The following is an 18,815-nucleotide window of genomic DNA, read 5'->3' on the forward strand; positions in this document are numbered from 1 at the left end:
CTGCCGTGGCCGGGGCCGCCGCGCTCGCCCGCGGCGCCGAAGCCGCTGCAGCGGCGGTTCCTGCGCCTGCCGGCACGCGCGCGGGCGTTGCGCGCCAGTGCCGTCCGTCGCCGGGATTGGAGCGGCTTGCCGCGCTACGGTACCCTTGGCCGCTTTGTTGCCGCCTGGCCCTTGCCCGTTTCCATGTCCGCCGTCGAGCCCACCGCCTACGACCCGCAGCAGGTCGAATCCTCCGCCCAGCAGTTCTGGGACGCCACCCGCGCCTTCGAGGTCGACGAGACCTCCGACAAGCCCAAGTTCTACTGCCTGTCGATGCTGCCGTACCCGTCCGGGGCGCTGCACATGGGCCACGTGCGCAACTACACCATCGGCGACGTGATCAGCCGCTACCAGCGCATGATCGGCAAGAACGTGCTGCAGCCGATGGGCTGGGACGCGTTCGGCCTGCCGGCCGAGAACGCGGCGATCAAGAACAAGACCGCGCCGGCGAAGTGGACCTACGCCAACATCGACCACATGCGCAGCCAGCTCAAGTCGCTGGGCTACGCCATCGACTGGTCGCGCGAGTTCGCCACCTGCCGGCCCGAGTACTACGTGCACGAGCAGCGCATGTTCACCCGGCTGATGCGCAAGGGCCTGGCCTACCGCCGCAACGCGGTGGTGAACTGGGACCCGATCGACCAGACCGTGCTGGCCAACGAGCAGGTCATCGACGGCCGCGGCTGGCGCTCCGGCGCGCTGGTGGAAAAGCGCGAGATCCCGCAGTGGTTCCTGCGCATCACCGATTACGCGCAGGAGCTGCTGGACGGCCTGGATCAGCTGCCGGGCTGGCCGGAATCGGTCAAGACCATGCAGCGCAACTGGATCGGCCGTTCCGAGGGCCTGGAGATCCAGTTCGACGTGCGCGACGCCGACGGCAGCGCCCTGGACCCGCTGCGCGTGTTCACCACGCGCCCGGACACGCTGATGGGCGTGACCTTCGTGTCCATCGCCAGCGAGCATCCGCTGGCGCTGCATGCTGCCAAGTCCAATCCCGAGTTGGCTGCATTGCTGGCCGAGCTGAAGCAGGGCGGCGTCTCCGAGGCCGAACTGGAAACCCAGGAAAAGCGCGGCATGGACACCGGCCTGACCGCGGTGCATCCGATCAGCGGCGAGCAGGTGCCGGTGTGGGTCGCCAACTTCGTGCTGATGGGCTACGGCACCGGCGCGGTGATGGCGGTGCCCGGCCACGACCAGCGCGATTTCGAATTCGCCAGCAAGTACGCCCTGCCGATCCGCCAGGTGATCGCGCTGAAGGCGCCGAAGAACGACGACGAGCGCCAGTACGATCCGAGCCGCTGGCAGGACTGGTATGGCGACAAGACCCGCGAACTGGAACTGGTCAATTCCGCCGAGTTCGACGGGCTGGACTTCCAGGGCGCGTTCGAGGCGCTGGCCGAGCGCTTCGAGCGCAAGGGCCAGGGCCAGCGCCGGGTCAACTACCGCCTGCGCGATTGGGGCGTCAGCCGCCAGCGCTACTGGGGTTGCCCGATCCCGGTGATCTATTGCCAGAGCTGCGGCGCGGTGCCGGTGCCGGAGGACCAGTTGCCGGTGCTGCTGCCGGAGAACGTGGCCCTGAGCGGCACCGGCTCGCCGCTGAAGACCGACCCGGAATGGCGCAAGACCACCTGCCCGCAATGCGGCGCGGCGGCCGAGCGCGAGACCGACACCTTCGACACCTTCATGGAGTCGAGCTGGTACTACGCGCGCTACACCTCGCCGGGCGCCAAGGACATGGTCGACAAGCGCGGCAACTACTGGCTGCCGGTGGACCAGTACATCGGCGGCATCGAGCACGCGATCCTGCACCTGATGTACTTCCGCTTCTTCCACAAGCTGCTGCGCGACGCGCGCCTGGTGGACAGCGACGAGCCGGCGACCAACCTGCTGACCCAGGGCATGGTGATCGCCGAGACCTTCTACCGGCAGAACCCGGATGGCTCCAAGGACTGGATCAACCCGGCCGACGTGGACGTGCAGCGCGACGACAAGGCGCGGGTGATCGGCGCGGTGCACCGCGGCGACGGCCAGCCGGTGCTGATCGGCGGCACCGAGAAGATGTCCAAGTCCAAGAACAACGGCGTGGATCCGCAGGCGATGGTCGGCAAGTACGGCGCCGACACGGTGCGCCTGTTCTCGATGTTCGCCGCGCCGCCGGAGCAGTCGCTGGAGTGGAACGAGGCCGGCGTCGACGGCATGGCGCGGTTCCTGCGCCGGCTGTGGGCGCAGGTGCACAAGCATGTCGCCGACGGCGCCGCGCCGGCGCTGGATCCGGCCGCGCTGAATGCCGAGCACAAGGCGCTGCGGCGCAAGACCCACGAGACCATCGGCAAGGTCGCCGACGACTACGGCCGCCGCCACAGCTTCAACACCGCCATCGCCGCGGTGATGGAACTGACCAACGCGCTGGCCAAGTTCGACGACGCCGGCGATCAGGGCCGCGCGGTGCGCCAGGAAGCGCTGGAAGCGGCGGTGCTGCTGCTCAACCCGATCACCCCGCACGCCAGCCACGCGCTGTGGCAGGCGCTGGGCCATCCGGCGACGCTGCTGGAAGACGTACCGTTCCCGCAGCCGGACCCGGCCGCGCTGGTGCGCGACGCGGTGACCCTGGCGGTGCAGGTCAACGGCAAGCTGCGCGGCACCATCGAGGTCGGCGCCGACACCCCGCGCGAGCAGATCGAGGCACTGGCCCAGGCCGAGCCGAATGCGGCCAAGTTCCTGGAAGGCCTGAGCATCCGCAAGATCATCATCGTGCCGGGCAAGATCGTGAACCTGGTGGCGGCGTGAGCCGGCGCACCGCGGCGGCCGCATCGCGGCCGCACGGCGTGGCATCAGGTCTCAACCCGCGTTCACGCGGCGTACGGCAGGCTAGCGGCCTGTTGCCGCGCCCAGCCGGCTCCTCCAGACTGTGTCCATGACCCGACTCCTGCTCGCTCTCGTCTTCGCGGTGTCCCTGACCGCCTGCGGTTTCCACCTGCGCAACAAGCTGACCCTGCCGGCCGACACGCCGTCGGTGAAGGTGGTGTCCTCGGCGCCGTACAGCGAGCTGGCCAAGCTGCTCGAACGCGGCCTGCGCGCGGCCGGCGCGGAGATCGCGCCGAAGGACGTCAACACCGGCGTGGCCCGCCTGGAAGTGCTGTCCGAACGCTGGGGCGACCTGCCCATCGCGCTCGACGCCGAAGGCCGCGCCCAGGAGTACAGCCTGCGCTACGCCGCGATCTTCGTGTTCCGCCGCGCCGACGGCAGCGTGCTGGTGCCGCAACAGGTGATCGAGCTCTCGCGCGACTACGTGTCGCCGCCGACCGACGCCACCGGTACCTCCACCGAGCGCGAGATCCTGGCCGACGAACTGCGCCGCGAGATGTCGGCGTCGATGCTGCGCCGGATCGACAGCGTGGTGCGCGCGCAGGTGCGCGACGGCAAGGACGTCAACGCCGCGCCGCCGTCGACCGACGGCACTCCGGTGGAAGGCAAGCCGGTCGACGGCACGCCGGCCGCAGACAAGCCGGCGACCACGCCGCAGCCTTGAGCCTCGCCCTGCTGCCTTCGCCGCCGCACGCGGCGGCCGCGCCGTTCGCCGCAGGCGCGCGGCGTTCGCCGCATCCGCCTGCAGCAGCGTAGGCTGTCGCCATGGAACTGCGTCCCGAACAACTCGCTACCCAGCCGGCGTCGCAGCCGCTGCAGCCGGTCTACCTGATCGCCGGTCCGGAAACCCTGCGCGTGCTCGAAGCCGCCGACGCGGTCCGCGCCCGCGCGCGCGCGGCCGGCATCGGCGAGCGCGAGGTGTTCGACGCCGACGGCCGCGACTTCGACTGGGGCCAGCTGTATTCCAGCTTCAACGCGCCCAGTCTGTTCAGCGCGCAACGGCTGATCGAACTGCGCCTGCCCAGCGGCAAGCCCGGCAAGGAGGGCGGCGAGGTCATCAGTGCGTTCTGCGCCGATCCGCCGCCGGACGTGGTGCTGCTGATCACCTGCAACGAATGGAGCAAGGCGCACCAGGGCAAATGGGCCGACGCGGTCGCGCGCATCGGCACCATCGCCGTGGCCTGGGCGATCAAGCCGCACGAGCTGGGCGACTGGATCGAGCGGCGCCTGCGCAGCAAGGGCCTGCGCGCCGACGCCGGCGCGGTGCAGCGCCTGGCCGAGCGGGTGGAAGGCAACCTGCTGGCGGCGGCCCAGGAGATCGACAAGCTGGCCCTGCTGGCCGACGGCCAGGGCCTGGACGTGGCGGCGATGGAGTCGCTGGTCGCCGACGCCGCCCGCTACGACGTGTTCCGCCTGGCCGAGGCGACCCTCGCCGGGCAGGCGCCGGCGGTGCGACGCATGCTCGCCGGCCTGCGTGCCGAAGGCGAAGCGGTGGCCGCGCTGCTGCCGATCCTGATCAAGGAACTGCTGCGCACGGCCGCGCTGGCCAAGGTACAGGCCGCCGGCGGCAACCTGGCCGCGGAGATGAAGGGGCAGGGCATCTGGGAGTCGCGGCAGGCCCCGTTCAAGCGCGCCCTGCAGCGCCACGCCGAACCGCGCCGCTGGGAACGCTTCGCCGCCGAGGCCGGCCGCATCGACCGCATCGCCAAGGGCCGCGCCGACGGCGACGCCTGGATCGCCCTGGAGCGCCTGCTGCTGGCGATCGCCGAGGCGCGGGCGGTGCGGCTGTTGGTGGTATGACGGCCGGGAGCCGGGAATCGGGAATGGGGAATGGGAACAGCGGTGCTGGGGTCCCGCCAGAGACCTCGCAGCCCGCGGCTGTTGCTTCTTCCCCATTCCCCATTCCCGATTCCCCACCACTGCACCTCATCTACGGCGGCACCTTCGATCCCATCCACAACGGCCATCTGGCGATCGCGCGGGCGGCGCGGGAGGCGTTCGGGGTGTCCGTGCGGCTGATGCCGGCGGCCGATCCGCCGCATCGGCCGGCGCCCGGCGCCGATGCGCAGCAGCGCTGCGCGATGCTGGCGCTGGCCATCGCCGACACGCCGGGGCTGGTGCTGGACCTGCATGAAGTGCGCCGTGCGCAGGCCCGACCCGGGGTGGCGTCCTACAGTATCGACACGGTGCGCGAGCTGCGCGCCGAGCTCGGCGCCGACGCGCCGCTGGCGCTGCTGATCGGCAGCGACAGCTTCGTCGGCTTCAACGGCTGGCGCGAGTGGCGGGCGCTGCTCGAGGCCGCGCACCTGATCGTCGCCGACCGCGCCGGCAGTGGCTGGGAGCGGGCGGTGCCGGCGGAACTGGCGCAGGCGGTGGCCGGACGCTGGGCCGATACGCCGCAGGCGCTGACCCGCTCGCCGGGCGGCCGGCTGTGGTGCCTGCGGCAGCCGCTGCGCAGCGAATCGGCCAGCCTGGTGCGGGCGCGGATCGCCGCCGGCGAGGACTGGGCGGCCTTGCTGCCGCCGGCCGTGGCCGCCTATATCCGCGACCACTGCCTGTATGCGTCCGGTGCCGCCGCCGCTGGCTGAATACGCGTCCTGCCGGGGTCGCCTATAATTCGCCCCATTCCATCGAGTTCGCCGCTTTGTCCAGTCAAGCCCACGTCATCAAGACCCAAGTCCCCAATCCGCCGCCGCCGCTGCCGGTCCTGCTCGCCCACGTCCGCGAGGCAGTCGAGGAACTCAAGGCCAAGGACGTGGCGGAAATCGACGTGCGCGGCAAGTCCAGCGTCACCGACTACCTGGTCATCGTCTCCGGCACCTCCACCCGTCACGTCAAGTCGATCGCCGACGAAGTCATCAAGTACGCCAAGCGCCTTGACGTGATGCCGCTGGGCGTGGAAGGCGAGCGCGAGGCCGAGTGGGTGCTGGTCGATCTCGGCGACGTGGTGGTGCACGTGATGCTGCCGCGGGTGCGCGAGTTCTATGCGCTGGAGCGGCTGTGGACGGTCGGCGACCAGCCGCCGGGCGACGACGACGACGACTCGGCACGCGATGCCTAAGCGGCGCAATCCCGCGCGCAGCGTCGGCAGCGAGGCGTTGCCGGTCAGCAAGCGTGTCGGCGCGACCGAATCGACACCCGCGACGCCGGCACGCAAGCGCTTCGACTCGCTGGTCAAGCGTCTGGAGCGCGCCCGTGCGCAGTTGCATGCGTGGCAGGACGCGCTGCCGCGCTGGGAGCAGCGTTTCCACGAGCAGGTCGATCCCTTGCTGCAGGAGCGCGATGCGGCGCAGGTACAGTTGGTGCGGGAACTGGACGCAGCGCATGCCACCTACAAGCTGAGCAAGCGCGATCGCGCCGATCTGTCCGAGCTCATTTGCGAGTTGGCTGCGCTGTTGATCCGGGACGGTGACAACGACGGGCTGAAGGAGATCTACGACCGCCATAGCCCGCTCGGATTCGACCAGGATCTGGCCGAATCCGAGGCATTGCTGACCTCGGTCATCGGTGAGGAATTCGGCCTGACCGAAGAGGAAATGGCGCATATCCACTCCCCCGAAGCGCTGTATGCGCAGATCCAGGAGCGGCTGCACGCGCAGCAGGCGCATGCGGCCGGGCGCGCCCAGCAGCGCGACAAGCGCCGCCGTGCCGGTGCCGGCAAGGCCGCGCAGGTCGCCGCCGATCCGCAACAGACGCGTCGCGCGCTGTACCGCAACCTAGTCGCCGCATTGCATCCGGACCGCGAACCCGATCCGCAGCAGCGCGAGCGCAAGACCGCCTTGATGCAGCGGCTCAACCAGGCGTATCAGAACGACGACCTGCTGGCACTGCTGGAACTGCAACTGGAAATCGGCCAGTTGGATCAGGCCGGCATCGCGGCGATGGCCGAGGAGCGCATCCGTGACTACAACGACCTGTTCGCCGCGCAACTGCGGCAGGTCGAGCAGACATTGGCCGGACTGGTCGATGACTTCATGGGGCGTTATGGTCTTCAAGACGAGCGCGCGCCGCAGCCGCAGCGCCTGGATGCGCTGTTGGCGCAGATCAAGCGGCAGGTGCAGGAGGAGATCCGCTCCTGCGCCGACGATCGCGCTGCGGCGCGGCAGGTCGACACGCTGAAGCAATGGTTGAAGCGGGAGCGTGCCCGGCTGGCCGAGCAGGAACTGGACGACGCGATGTACGACCCCCTGCTGCTGGGCGAGCGTTGGTGATGCGCGCCTGCCGCGCGCAGCGATGAAGGCGCGCCTCATCGCCACCGGCGAGCGCGCCCCGGCCTGGGTGGCGCAGGGTTTCGCCGAGTACCGCAAGCGGCTCTCGCACTGGCTGCCGCTGGACCTGGTCGAGATCGAACCCGGCCTGCGCGGCAAGGGCCGCGATGCGCAGCGCGCGATCGAGGACGAAGGCCGCCGGGTCCTGGCGGCGCTGCCGAAGAACGCGCTGGTGGTCGCACTGGACGTGCCCGGCAAGCAGCACAGCTCCGAGCAACTGGCGCAGCGCATGGAGCACTGGCGCGGACAGGGACGCGATCTGGCGTTCCTGATCGGCGGTCCCGAGGGCCACTCGCCGGAGGTGCTGGCGGTGGCCAGCGAATCCTGGTCGCTGGGGCCGCTGACCCTGCCGCACATGCTGGTGCGGCTGGTGGTGGCCGAGCAGTTGTACCGTGCGGCGGCGATGCTGGCCAATCATCCCTACCATCGCGCCTGATCGCTGATCGCTGATCGCTGATCGCGTGTGCGTGGCGGCAATGTGTGCGTGATGCCGAAGCTGGCGCGCCGCTCAGGCAACAAAAAAGCCCGGGCTTGCGCCCGGGCTTTTTCTTATCGCTGTGCGACGCTCGCGATCAGTTGAACGTGTACTTCGCGCCCACCGTGAAGTAGCGGCCGATCGCGCCGCTGACGTGCAGCGGGTTGTAGTTGACCGCACCGTAGGTGGTCGGATCCAGCGGGGCGATCCGGTCGAACACGTTCTCCACCGATGCGCTGAGTTCGAACGCCTCCGTGATGTTCCAGCGGCCCGACAGGTCGAAGGTGGTGAACGAGGCGATCTTCTTGACCGGCGTACCGTCGGCGTAGAACGCCTGGTACTCGCCTCCGCGGCTGTCCTTGTTCTCGATGCTGTCGATGTAGTTCAGCACGCCGCTCACGCTCCAGCTGCCCTGTTTCCAGGTGGTGCCGAAGTTGATGCGGTCCTGCGGGGTGCCGATGCAGTTGGTCACGTCGCAATTTCCATGCGTGCCCACATACTCATAGGTCGTTGTGCCTTGGGTGCTTTCGAACTTGAGCAGATGGCTCCACTGTGCGTCCAACTCCAACTGGCCAGGACCGATTTCGAAAGTCTGACGGATGTCGGTGTCGATGCCACGCACCCGCGAAGAGTTCGCGTTCACGTAGGAAGTGTTGACCGCCAGGATGGTGCCGCTGTTGGGAACGCCACCGATGTTGTTGCTGTCGCGCAAGACGTTGCCCGCGAGAATGGCGTCTCGCGTGTTGCCCTGGGCGATTTCGTTGGTGCGCTTGATCTCCCAACCGTCCACTGTTAGCGATGTCGTCGAGGTCGGCTGCAGTACGAAGCCTACCGAGTAGCTCTTGGATTCCTCGGGCTTCAGCGCCGGGTTCGGCCGGGTGATGATTGCTACCGAACGCGTCCCGCACTCGCTGGCACTGATCGCGCAGCGTACCGGATCGGCCGCATTGGAGAACGCGGCCAGGCCGCCGTTGCCGTTCTCGGCCGGGTTCGGCGCACGGAAGCCTTCGGCGTAGCTGGCACGCAGCGCAATCCATTCGGCCGGGGTCCACTTCACCCCCAATTTCGGCGTGGCCTTGCCGTCGCCGCCGTCATACTTGTCGTAGCGGAGCGCCGCCGACAGTTCCAGTTGCTCCAGTACTGGTGCCGACAGTTCGACATAGCCGGCATACACGTTCTGGGTGCCGTCGTAGGCCGAGTAACCCAGTCCGATGATGTCGCCGATGTCGGTATAGGTCTGCGGCGTCAGGCTGTTGCTGGTCTTGCGCCACTCCGCACCCAGTGCCAGGCCCAGCGGGCCACCCCTGAGGTCGGCCAGGCTGCGCGAGACGGTGAAGTCGAACATGTCCAATGCGGACTTGGCGCGCGCGCTGATGGTCGGCGAGATGTAGTCGTACAACGCCTGCGAGTTGAGATTGGCATTGTCGCCGATGCGCCAGGTGCCGGCCGGGCAGGCCGGGTTGCCCAGCACGCAGCGAACCGCGCTGTAGCGCAGGAAGCCGGTGCGCTTGCTGGTCAGATCGGTACCGGAATGCAGATAGGCGGTGTCGTAGCTCCACTCGCCCCAGTTGCCCTTGACCCCAACCAGGACGCGATTGAATTCGTTGGTGTTGTCGGTGATGCGCGGGCCCACGTCCCAGGCGCTGTAGCGCACGCGCGCATCGTATGGGAGCGGGTTGTCTGGATGGCCGGCATAGAGCACGGTGGCGCCGGCGCCGCTGTTGGCGTTGACCGGGCCGCCCGGGTAGCCCCAGCCGCCGGACACGTTGGACGGCGTATTGGAAAAGACGGTGTTCTTCTTCGAGTAGCCGATCTCTGTGTAGATTTCGCCGCCTTCGCCAAAGGCGAAGCTGGCGCGGCCGAACACGTTGACGTACTTCTCTTCGGGGGACAGGTCGCGGAACTGCTGTACCGGATCCCAAAGACAGCCCTGCGCCTGCGAGGTGGCTTCGTTCTGCCCCGGGATGGTGGTCAGGCCGGCGCAGCCGGGGAGCGCCACCAGTTGCCCGGTGGTATCGAATACAGAGCCGTTCGGACCGTTCAGGCTTCCGATGTTGGTACCGCCACTGCGGTAGGCGCCGCCGAGAAACTGCGCATCCTGCGCCGCGTAGCCCCAGCGACGGATGTCGCCAGTCCCGATCCACTTACGGTCCTTGCGGTCGCCGATCTTGATTGCGTCGGTCTTGCCCACGTCCAGGCTGAAAAACGCGTTCCAGCCGTCGCTGGAGAGGTCGCCGGTTCCGGCGGTCAGGGTCGCCTTGCGCGCATCGCCGTCGCCGTCGCCGGAAATGCCGTAGGAGCCGCGCAGGATCGCGCCCTGGAAATCGCTGCGCAGGATGATGTTGACCACGCCGGCGATGGCGTCAGAGCCGTAGATCGCCGAGGCACCGTCCTTCAGCACTTCGACCCGCTCGACCGCGTCCAGCGGAATGGTACTGAGGTCGGTAAAGACCTTCTGGCCGTCGTCGGCCAGGCCATAGGTGGCCATGCGCCGGCCGTTCAGCAGCACCAGGGTGGAACCGGCGCCCAGGCCGCGCAGCGAGATGCCGGAGCCACCGCCGGCGAACCCTTGACCGAAGCTCTTCGGCACCGCACCGGCGCCATTGGCGGTCAGCGTCTGCAGGTACTCGCCAAGCGAGGTTTTGCCGCTGCGATCGATTTCCTGGCGGCTCACCACCTGCACCGGTGCAGGTGTTTCGGTATTTGTGCGCGGGATGTTGGAGCCGGTGACGGTGATGCGGTCGAGATTGGTGGCCGCTTCCTGGGCGAAGGCGGCGGGCCCTGCGAGGGAGGCGAGAACGCCAGCGACGGAGGCACACAGCAGCGTACGGCGGGTTGCACGCCGTTGGGTCGAGATGTTCACAGTTTCTCTCCTAACTGGAAACGCAGATTGTGTCTTTCTGACGAAAGTGCCGACGTTTTGACGGTCGGCTGGTTTCCATCTAGGTGTATCTGCCGTGAACAATCGGTGAATTTTTGCCTGATGCGCACGGTCAGGTCCGCCTGGCCGTGCGCATGGCAGTCCTCAGCGGTCCATCGAAAAATCGACCGGCACCAGCCCGTACGCCTGCACCGGCGTGCCGTTCTGCAGCGCCGGCTTGAAGGCCCAGCGCTTGAGCACCTGGTCGCGGGCGGCCTGGTCCAGCACCCGGTGGCCGCTGCTCTTCTCGACGCTGACCTGCAGCGGCTGCCCGTCGGTGCCGACCAGCACCCGCAGCAGCACGCTGCCCTGCAGGCGATCGCGCAGCGCGTCGCGCGGATACGGCGGCGCCGGCGCGCGCAGGTACTGCAACTGCATGCCGTCCACCGGTGCGCTCACGCTCGCCGGCGGCAGGCTGGGCGCGGCGATGCTGGGCGTGGGGTCGACGTTGGGCGCGCTGTCCAGCGCCACCGGGCTGCTGTCGGCCGCTGGCGCTGGCGCCGGCGTCGAGGTCGGCACCGGCACCGCACTGGGCGTGCGCGGCTGCGTCGGCACCTGTTTCTCGACGGTGGGAATGGTCGGCGGCGGCGGCGTGACCTTGACCACCACCGGTTGCTGCCAGGGCGGCTGCACCTGCGCCGGTTCCGGTGGCGCGGTCACGTGCGAGAGCGGAAGCAGCAGCAACAGGGCGGCCAGCACGTGCAGGGCGATCGCGGTGCTGTAGGCCAGGACCCGGGACAGGTCGATGCGGAAGGACGGGGCGGGGAGTTGCGTGCGAACCATGGATCCACCTCTGCGATAGGAGTGTCGTGGACTGCGGTACGGCTAAGAGCGGCTAACAAACCTACTGCGCAGCCGCCAGGCGGGCGCGGACGGTGCTCGGAATCCTCATGTACCACTCGTACACTGCGGTTCCTCCGCGCCGCCCGCACCCGCCTGGCGGCTGCTCGCGACGTTTTGTCAGCCACTCTGAACGCACGGGCGCGGCGGATGGGGTCAGCGCGCCCGTCCGCGTTTCGACAGTGCGCCGGTCGCGGTGGCTTTGGCAAGAGGGGCGAGGGCCAGCGCTGGGCGCGATCGCGACGAGAGCAGGGGGCCGCCGCAGCCGGACACGACGACGGCGCCCGCAGGCGCCGTCGCGAGGTGTTGCCTGGGACAGCTCGCTTACTTGCCCAGTTCGAACACCACGTCCAGGTTGACCGAGACGCTGCTTTCGCCCGGAGCGACCGGGGTGTCGGCCTCGGCCTTCATCGCCATTGCGCGCATCATCGGCATCGGCGGACGCACCCCGCCGCTGCTGCCCTCGGAAATGCTGACGATCCGCCGCACGCGCAGGCCAAGCGCCTTGGCGTAGCTCTGCGCCCGCGCCTGCGCCTTCTTCAGCGCATCGACCCGGGCCTGGTCGTACAGCGGTTCGGGGTCGTCGATCTCGAAGGTGGGGCCGTTGATCTGGTTGGCGCCCTGCGCGGCCAGCGCGTCGAGCACCTTGCCGAGCTTGGCGATGTCGCGCACCTTCAGGTTGACCGAGTTGCTGGCCTGGTAGCCGATGATCTGCGGGGCCTGGTTCTCGGCGTACTTGTACTGCGGGTTGAGGCTGACCCCGCTGGTCTGCACGTCCTTGTCGGCGATGCCGGCGGCGCGGATCGCGGCCAGCACCTTGGTCATCTGCTCGGCGTTCTGGCGCATCGCCGCGGCGCTGTCGGTGGCCTGGGTGACCACGCCGGCCGAGATCGCGGCCACGTCGGGCGCGCGCTTGGCCTCGGCCTGCGCGGCGATGTTGAGCAGGGTGCCGTCGGCGGGCACGGCGTAGCCGGGCGCGGCGGATTGGGCGTGGGCGGTCATCGTGCCTCCTAGGGCGAGGGACAGGGCCAGCAGCAGCGGGCGGACGGACAATGCGCGCATCGGGGTTCTCCTTGAAGAATGGGGCGAGGGTGTTGCCGCGACGATGAACGCGTCGTGATCTTCACCGGGGTCGAAGCGATCGTCCCGCAATTGGCGATCGTTCAGTTAGTCGGCTCGGGTTATCCTTCGGACATGCTGTATCTCGCGTCCCGCTCCCCTCGCAGAAACGAACTGCTGACCCGCCTCGGCGTGCCGTTCCGGATCCTCGATCTCGAGGTGCCGGAAGTGCGCGCGGCCGACGAGTCGGCGCAGGCCTACGTGCGCCGCGTGGCGCTGGACAAGGCCCGCGCCGGGTGGGCGCAACTGGCCGATGCCGCCGATGCGGTGGTGCTCGGCGCCGACACCGAAGTGGTACTGGACGAGCGCGTGTTCGGCAAGCCGGCCGATGCCGGCGACGCTGCGGCAATGCTGGCGGCCCTGTCCGGACGCACCCACCAGGCGATGACCGCGGTGGCCCTGGTCGCCGCCGGCCGCGAGCAGGTGCTGCTGGTGCCGACGGCGGTGACCTTCGCCGAGTTGTCCGCGCGCGACATCGCCGACTACGTGGCCAGCGGCGAGCCGATGGGGCGGGCCGGTGCGTATGCGATCCAGGGCGGCGCCGAACGCTTCGTCAGCCGTCTCGACGGCAGCTATTCCGGGGTGATGGGCCTGCCCCTGCACCAGACCCACCACCTGCTGCGCACCTTCGGAGTGCTGTGATGTCGCAAGAGATCCTGGTCAACGTCACACCACGCGAGACCCGGGTGGCCGTCATCGAGAACGGCATGCTGCAGGAGTTGCACATCGAGCGCGGCTGGCGCCGCGGGGTGGTCGGCAACATCTACAAGGGCCGGGTGCAGCGGGTGATGCCCGGCATGCAGGCGGCCTTCGTCGAGGTCGGGCTGGAGCGCGCGGCGTTCCTGCACGCCAACGACGTGGTGCGGCCGGCGCCGGTGGGCAACGGCGACACCGAGGAGGCGACGCCGCTGCCGGTGTCGGCGGCGGTGCCGATCGTGGAACTGCTGCGCGACGGCCAGGACATCGTGGTGCAGGTGGTCAAGGACCCGATCGGCAGCAAGGGCGCGCGGCTGACCACCCAGATCAGCATCCCGTCGCGCTACCTGGTGCTGCTGCCGCAGTCGCGGGTGATCGGGGTGTCGGCGCGGATCGAGGACGAGGCCGAACGGCAGCGCCTGAAGACCCTGGTCGCCGACCTGGCCGCCAGCCACGGCGGTTTCGGCTACATCATCCGCACCAATGCCGAGGGCCAGCCGGCCGAGGCGCTGGCCGAGGACATCGCCTACCTGTCGCGGGTCTGGAACGTGGTCGAGCGGCGCGGCCGCGACGGCGCCCCGGCCAGCATCATCTACGAGGACCTGAGCCTGCCGCTGCGCGCGGTGCGCGACCTGATCCGCAAGGACGTGGAGAAGGTCAAGGTCGATTCGCACGAGACCTTCGAGCGGCTGCAGGCCTTCGTCGCCAAGTACATGCCGGTGCTGGCCGAACGCCTGGAGCTGTACACCGGCGACCGCCCGATCTTCGACCTGTACGGGGTCGAGGACGAGATTGCCCGCGCGCTGGACAAGCAGGTGCCGCTGAAGTCCGGCGGCTACCTGGTCATCGACCAGACCGAGGCGATGACCACCATCGACGTCAACACCGGCTCGTTCCTGGGCCAGCGCAACCTCGAGGAGACGGTGTTCCGCACCAATCTGGAGGCGGCGCAGGCGGTCGCGCGGCAACTGCGGCTGCGCAACCTCGGCGGCATCATCATCATCGACTTCATCGACATGGACGACGCCGAGCACCGCCGCCAGGTGCTGCGCACGCTGGAGAAGGCGCTCTCGCGCGACCATGCCAAGACCACGGTGTACGAGTTCTCGCCGCTGGGCCTGGTGGAGATGACCCGCAAGCGCACCGTGGAGAGCCTGGAGCGGCAGCTGTCCGAGCCGTGCCCGGAATGCAGCGGGCGCGGCTCGATCAAGACCGCCGAGACCGTGACCTACGAGATCTTCCGCGAGATCACCCGTGCGGTGCGCCAGTTCGACGCGGCGCGGCTGCTGGTGATCGCCTCGACCAAGGTGGTGGCGCGCATCACCGACGAGGAATCGGCGGCCGTGGCCGAGCTGGAAGAATTCCTTGGCAAGACCATCCGCTTCCAGGCCGACGAACAGTACCTGCAGGAGCAGTTCGACGTGGTGTTGTTGTGAGGCTGGGAGTGGGGAATCGGGAATGGGGAATGGGGGAAGAGCGCGCTGTCGGCGCTGACGCGTCCCTGGATTCCTTGGTCGAATTTCACGCGGCAATGAGCGGTTCGCGTGCTGCTTTTGCGATTCCCCATTCCCGATTCCCCACTCCCCGCACCTGATGCATCCCCCCCTGCGCCGCCGCCTGCGCCTGGCTCGCCGTTTCGCGTTCTACGCGGTGGCGATCGGGCTGGTGTGCGTGGCCCTGGCGGTGGGGGCGCTGAGCCAGGCGCTGCCGTTCGTGGAGCAGCATCCGCAACAGGTGGCGGCGTGGCTGAGCGAACGCGCCGGGCGGCCGATCCGCTTCGACCGGCTGGAGACCGCCTGGACCCGGCGCGGTCCGTTGTTGCGCCTGGACGGCCTGCGCATCGGCGCCGGCGAGGGCGTGCGCATCGGCCAGGCCGAGGTGCTGGTGTCGATGTACGCGGGGCTGCTGCCCGGACGCTCGTTCACCGAACTGCGCCTGCGCGGGCTGGCGCTGACCCTGCTGCGCGCCGACGACGGCAACTGGAGCGTGCAGGGCCTGCCGACCTCGGGGCAGGGCGGCGATCCGCTGGATGCGCTGCAGGGGCTCGGCGAACTGCAGGTCATCGACGGCCGCCTGCGCGTGCACGCGCCGTCGCTGGGCCTGGAAGCGCAGGTGCCCAAGATCGACCTGCGGATGCGCGTGAACGGCGAGCGCCTGCAGGTGGGCGTGCAGGGTTGGAGCGACCTGCAACAGGCGCCGCTGACCGCGGTGCTGGATCTGGACCGCCGCAGCGGCGACGGCCAGGCGTATCTGGCGGTGCGCCCGGCGGAGCTGGCCGGCTGGGCCGGCCTGCTGCATGCCGCCGGGATCGAACTGCAGGGCGGCGTCGGCGAGGTCCAGGGCTGGCTGGACCTGCAGCAGCGCCGCGTCGCCGGAGTGACCGTGCAGGCCACGCTGCGCGATCTGCGGCTGCGCGGCGCGCCGCTGGCCGACGGCCGTACCCGGCCGTCGCTGGCCTTCAGCACGTTCCGTGCGATGGCGCGCTGGCGCCAGATCGACGGCGGCTGGCGGCTGGATGCGCCGCAGCTGCAGTTCGGCCAGGCCGGACAGCCGCTGCAGCGCCTGGATGGGCTGACCGTGGCCGGCGGGCGCCGCTTCGCCCTGTTCGGCGAGCATCTCGACGTGGCGCCGCTGATCGCGGTGGCCGGACTCAGCGACCGTCTTTCGCCCAGCCTGCGCAGCTGGCTGGCGGTGGCGAAGCCGCGCCTGCAACTGACCGAAGTGGCGGTGAACGGGGTTCCGGGTGGGCCGCTGTACGGCCAGGGCCGCCTGGCCGAGCTGGCGTTCGCGCCGGCCGGCGGCGCGCCGGGTGTCAGCGGGCTGCGCGGTCGCTTCGACGGCGACGCGCAGGCCGGCGAACTGGCGCTGGAGGCCGGCAGCCCGGTCCGCGTCGACTGGCCAACCGGCTTCGGTGTGGTCCACCAGGTCCAGCTGGCCGGGCGCATCGTCGCCTTCCGCGACGGCGACGGCCTGCGCGTGGCGACCCCGGGGCTGCGCGTGCAGGGCAGCGACTACGGCGCCGACGTGCGCGGCGGGCTGCGCTTCCAGGACGACGGCTCGCGGCCGTGGATCGACCTGGCCGCCGACCTGCAGGACGCGCCGGTGGTGGCGGCCAAGACGTTCTGGGTCCATTCCAAGATGAGCAAGGCCGCCACCGACTGGCTCGACGCCGCGTTGCAGGGCGGGCGCCTGCGCGACGGCCATGCGCTGGTCTCCGGCGACCTGGACGACTGGCCGTTCGCCGACCACAACGGCCGCTTCGAGGCGACCGCGCGGCTGGAGGATGCCAAGGTGCGCTTCCAGCACGACTGGCCGGCGGTGGAGAACGTGGACGCCAGCGTCGCCTTCATCGGCAACGGCTTCGAGGTGCACGGCCGCGGCAGCATGGGCGGGGTGCCGGTGGAGCAATTGTCGGCGGCGCTGCCCGACTACAAGGAAGGCCAGCTCAGCGTGCTGGCCAGCACCCGCGCCGAGACCGGCAAGTTGCTGGCGATGCTGCGGCAGAGCCCGCTGCGCGCCCGTTACGGCGACACCCTGGATGCGCTCAGCGCCTCGGGGCCGGCGGATGTCACCTTCGACCTGCTGCAGCCGCTGCGTGCCGGTGTCGGCACCCACCACCTGCGCGGCACGGTCGACCTGCTCGGCGCGCACATCGCCGACAAGCGCTGGGACCTGGCCTTCGACGACATGCGCGGCAGCGCCGATTACAGCGATACCGGATTCGCCGCGCAGAAGCTGAGCGTGGCCTATCAGGGGCACCAGGGCGAACTGGCGCTGCGTGCCGGCGACGGCGTGCAGGATCCTCAGCAGGCCTTCGAGGCCGCGCTGAGCGCGGCGCTGGACGCCAATGAACTGCTCGACCGGGTGCCGGAAATGGCCTGGCTCAAGCCCTACGTGCAGGGCCGCTCGCGCTGGAACATCGGCGTCGGCCTGCCCAAGACGCCCGACGGCGGCGCGCAGCCGCCGACCCGGCTGCAGCTGCGCTCGGACCTGGTCGGCACCGAACTGTTGATGCCGGCGCCGATGGACAAGGCGCCGGCGACACCGCTGGCGACGTCCGTCAACGTGCCGCTGCCGGTCGGCAGCGGCCGCATCGAGGTGGCCTTCGGCAAGCTGATGGCGCTGGCCGCGCGCAGCCAGGGCGGCAAGACCGGCGTGCGCGTGGTGATGGGCAGCGACCACGTTGCCGACGAACCGCCGGCCAGCGGCCTGGTGGTGAGCGGGCGCACCGCGGCGCTGAACGCCATCGACTGGATCGGCGTGGTCAGCCGCCCCGATCCGAACGCCGCCGCGGCCAACGGCGGCGAAGACCCGATGCCGCTGCGCCGCATCGACATCCTCGCCGACCACCTGCTGTTGCTGGGCGGGGTGTTCGACAGCACCCGCCTGCGCCTGCTGCCGCAGGCCGACAGCATCGACGTGCACCTGGACGGCCCGGCCCTGGCCGGCGACCTCAGCGTGCCGACCAAGGACGGCGGCGTGCTCGGCGGGCGCCTGGCGCGGGTGCACTGGCGCTCGGCCACGGCCGCGTTGCCGGTGGCGGACGGCACGCCGACCGCGGTGGTCGCCACGCCCGCCGACAGCGGCGTGGCCGGCAGCGCCGGCCCGGTCCCGGCCGGCCCGTTCGCCGACAGCCTGGACCCGGCGGCGATCCCGGCGCTGGCGCTGGACGTGGACGACCTGCGCTTCGGCGCGATGACGCTCGGCGCGGCTTCGCTGCGTACGCGCAAGCTCGCCGACGGCATGCAGGTGGACCAGCTGCACCTGCGCTCGGACAAGCAGAAGATCGACATCAGCGGCGACTGGCGCGGCAAGGGCGCCACCGCCCGCACCCGGCTCAACGCCAGCGTCGACAGCCGCGACCTGGGCGAGTTGATGCAGAACCTGGACTTCGGCGGGCAGGTGCGCGGCGGCGAAGGCCAGCTGACGCTCAGCGCCGCCTGGCCGGGCACACCGTCCGGTCTGCAACTGGCCACGGTGCAGGGCCAGCTCGACGTGGCCGCGCGCAACGGCCAGCTGCTGGAACTGAACCCGGGCGCCGGGCGCGTGCTCGGCCTGCTCAGCGTGGCGCAACTGCCGCGGCGGCTGATGTTCGATTTCCGCGACTTCTTCTCCAAGGGGTTCGCCTTCAACCGCATCGACGGCCAGATCCGCTTCGGCGACGGCATGGCGCGCAGCGACAACCTGGTCATCGATGGTCCGGCTGCGGAGATCAAGGTGCGCGGCGAGGCCGACCTGCGCGCGCAGCAGTTCGACCAGACCATCGACGTCAATCCCAAGTCTGGCAACCTGCTGACCGTGGTCGGCGCGGTGGCCGGCGGGCCGGTCGGCGCGGCGGTCGGCGCCGCCGCCAACGCGGTGCTGGGCAAGCCGCTGGGCAACATCGGCGCGCGCACCTACCGGGTCACCGGGCCGTGGAAGGACCCCAAGGTGGACGTGATCGAGCGCGAATCGGCGAGGCCGCCGGCGCCGTCGGGTACGCCCTAGATCGCGCGCCGTCCGTAGGAGCGGCTTCAGCCGCGAGGGGCATGACCGGTAACGCCCCTCGCGGCTGAAGCCGCTCCTACGCAAGGGACGTGGTGATGACAGAGAC

General features: G+C 69.9%; 13 protein-coding genes and 1 other RNA gene. 11 read left to right on the forward strand and 3 right to left on the reverse strand.

Annotated features, from left to right (window positions below; all coding sequences use genetic code 11):
- Positions 1-183: 183 nt before the first annotated feature.
- The 7 genes from leuS (at position 184) to rlmH (ending at position 7,608) form a co-directional block, all read left to right on the forward strand.
- Positions 184-2,826 carry a leucine--tRNA ligase gene (gene leuS, locus J7357_RS16800; RefSeq protein ID WP_209248254.1) on the forward strand — a complete coding sequence of 881 codons (2,643 nt, stop codon included), beginning with the start codon at positions 184-186 and terminating at the stop codon, positions 2,824-2,826.
- A 127-nt stretch (positions 2,827-2,953) separates the two neighbouring features.
- A complete protein-coding gene (gene lptE / locus J7357_RS16805) occupies positions 2,954-3,568 on the forward strand; it encodes an LPS assembly lipoprotein LptE (RefSeq protein ID WP_209248256.1) in 615 nt (204 codons plus the stop codon).
- 101 nt (positions 3,569-3,669) lie between these two features.
- Positions 3,670-4,704 carry a DNA polymerase III subunit delta gene (holA, locus tag J7357_RS16810; RefSeq protein ID WP_209248258.1) on the forward strand — a complete coding sequence of 345 codons (1,035 nt, stop codon included), beginning with the start codon at positions 3,670-3,672 and terminating at the stop codon, positions 4,702-4,704.
- Positions 4,705-4,727: 23 nt separating this feature from the next.
- Positions 4,728-5,492 carry a nicotinate-nucleotide adenylyltransferase gene (gene nadD / locus J7357_RS16815; protein ID WP_209248260.1) on the forward strand — a complete coding sequence of 255 codons (765 nt, stop codon included), beginning with the start codon at positions 4,728-4,730 and terminating at the stop codon, positions 5,490-5,492.
- Between the two features lie 56 nt (positions 5,493-5,548).
- Positions 5,549-5,965 (forward strand): ribosome silencing factor, encoded by a 417-nt coding sequence (gene rsfS / locus J7357_RS16820; RefSeq protein WP_209248262.1) that lies wholly within the window; start codon positions 5,549-5,551, stop codon positions 5,963-5,965.
- Positions 5,958-7,115 carry a J domain-containing protein gene (locus J7357_RS16825; protein WP_244667616.1) on the forward strand — a complete coding sequence of 386 codons (1,158 nt, stop codon included), beginning with the start codon at positions 5,958-5,960 and terminating at the stop codon, positions 7,113-7,115. The genes rsfS and J7357_RS16825 overlap by 8 nt, the downstream gene beginning before the upstream one ends.
- Before the next feature lie 22 nt (positions 7,116-7,137).
- Positions 7,138-7,608, forward strand: coding sequence for a 23S rRNA (pseudouridine(1915)-N(3))-methyltransferase RlmH (gene rlmH, locus J7357_RS16830; RefSeq protein ID WP_010340439.1), 471 nt, complete (start codon positions 7,138-7,140; stop codon positions 7,606-7,608).
- A gap of 136 nt (positions 7,609-7,744) precedes the next feature.
- Here the strand turns inward: rlmH and J7357_RS16835 are convergent, their stop codons facing one another.
- Positions 7,745-10,510 carry a TonB-dependent receptor gene (locus tag J7357_RS16835; protein ID WP_209248264.1) on the reverse strand — a complete coding sequence of 922 codons (2,766 nt, stop codon included), beginning with the start codon at positions 10,508-10,510 and terminating at the stop codon, positions 7,745-7,747.
- Between the two features lie 162 nt (positions 10,511-10,672).
- Positions 10,673-11,350, reverse strand: coding sequence for an energy transducer TonB (locus tag J7357_RS16840; protein WP_209248266.1), 678 nt, complete (start codon positions 11,348-11,350; stop codon positions 10,673-10,675).
- A gap of 107 nt (positions 11,351-11,457) precedes the next feature.
- Here J7357_RS16840 and J7357_RS16845 point away from each other — a divergent pair.
- Positions 11,458-11,533: non-coding RNA, sX9 sRNA (locus J7357_RS16845), on the forward strand.
- Positions 11,534-11,731: 198 nt separating this feature from the next.
- Here the strand turns inward: J7357_RS16845 and J7357_RS16850 are convergent.
- Positions 11,732-12,469, reverse strand: a complete 738-nt coding sequence (locus tag J7357_RS16850) for an SIMPL domain-containing protein (RefSeq protein ID WP_209248268.1) — start codon at positions 12,467-12,469, stop codon at positions 11,732-11,734.
- Between the two features lie 132 nt (positions 12,470-12,601).
- Here J7357_RS16850 and J7357_RS16855 point away from each other — a divergent pair, with 132 nt between their 5' ends.
- From J7357_RS16855 to J7357_RS16865, 3 genes are all read left to right on the forward strand, one after another.
- Complete coding sequence (locus J7357_RS16855; protein WP_209248270.1) at positions 12,602-13,168, forward strand: Maf family nucleotide pyrophosphatase; 567 nt, start codon at positions 12,602-12,604, stop codon at positions 13,166-13,168.
- Positions 13,168-14,658 (forward strand): ribonuclease G, encoded by a 1,491-nt coding sequence (gene rng / locus J7357_RS16860; protein WP_010340444.1) that lies wholly within the window; start codon positions 13,168-13,170, stop codon positions 14,656-14,658. The genes J7357_RS16855 and rng overlap by 1 nt, the downstream gene beginning before the upstream one ends.
- Before the next feature lie 157 nt (positions 14,659-14,815).
- Entirely contained in the window at positions 14,816-18,709 is a 3,894-nt protein-coding gene (locus tag J7357_RS16865; protein WP_209248271.1) for a YhdP family protein, read from the forward strand.
- Positions 18,710-18,815: the final 106 nt, after the last annotated feature.

It is taken from the genome of Xanthomonas sp. D-109 (assembly GCF_017746095.1).
GTDB lineage: Bacteria > Pseudomonadota > Gammaproteobacteria > Xanthomonadales > Xanthomonadaceae > Xanthomonas_A > Xanthomonas_A sacchari.

Bases quoted from the DNA above. Each gene is read 5' to 3' on its own strand.
- leuS (WP_209248254.1), top strand. From the start codon at position 184: ATGTCCGCCGTCGAGCCCACCGCCTACGACCCGCAGCAGGTCGAATCC.
- lptE (WP_209248256.1), top strand. From the start codon at position 2,954: ATGACCCGACTCCTGCTCGCTCTCGTCTTCGCGGTGTCCCTGACCGCC.
- holA (WP_209248258.1), top strand. From the start codon at position 3,670: ATGGAACTGCGTCCCGAACAACTCGCTACCCAGCCGGCGTCGCAGCCG.
- nadD (WP_209248260.1), top strand. From the start codon at position 4,728: ATGGGGAATGGGAACAGCGGTGCTGGGGTCCCGCCAGAGACCTCGCAG.
- J7357_RS16825 (WP_244667616.1), top strand. From the start codon at position 5,958: ATGCCTAAGCGGCGCAATCCCGCGCGCAGCGTCGGCAGCGAGGCGTTG.
- rlmH (WP_010340439.1), top strand. From the start codon at position 7,138: ATGAAGGCGCGCCTCATCGCCACCGGCGAGCGCGCCCCGGCCTGGGTG.
- J7357_RS16840 (WP_209248266.1), bottom strand. From the start codon at position 11,350: ATGGTTCGCACGCAACTCCCCGCCCCGTCCTTCCGCATCGACCTGTCC.
- J7357_RS16850 (WP_209248268.1), bottom strand. From the start codon at position 12,469: ATGCGCGCATTGTCCGTCCGCCCGCTGCTGCTGGCCCTGTCCCTCGCC.
- J7357_RS16855 (WP_209248270.1), top strand. From the start codon at position 12,602: ATGCTGTATCTCGCGTCCCGCTCCCCTCGCAGAAACGAACTGCTGACC.
- rng (WP_010340444.1), top strand. From the start codon at position 13,168: ATGTCGCAAGAGATCCTGGTCAACGTCACACCACGCGAGACCCGGGTG.
- J7357_RS16865 (WP_209248271.1), top strand. From the start codon at position 14,816: ATGCATCCCCCCCTGCGCCGCCGCCTGCGCCTGGCTCGCCGTTTCGCG.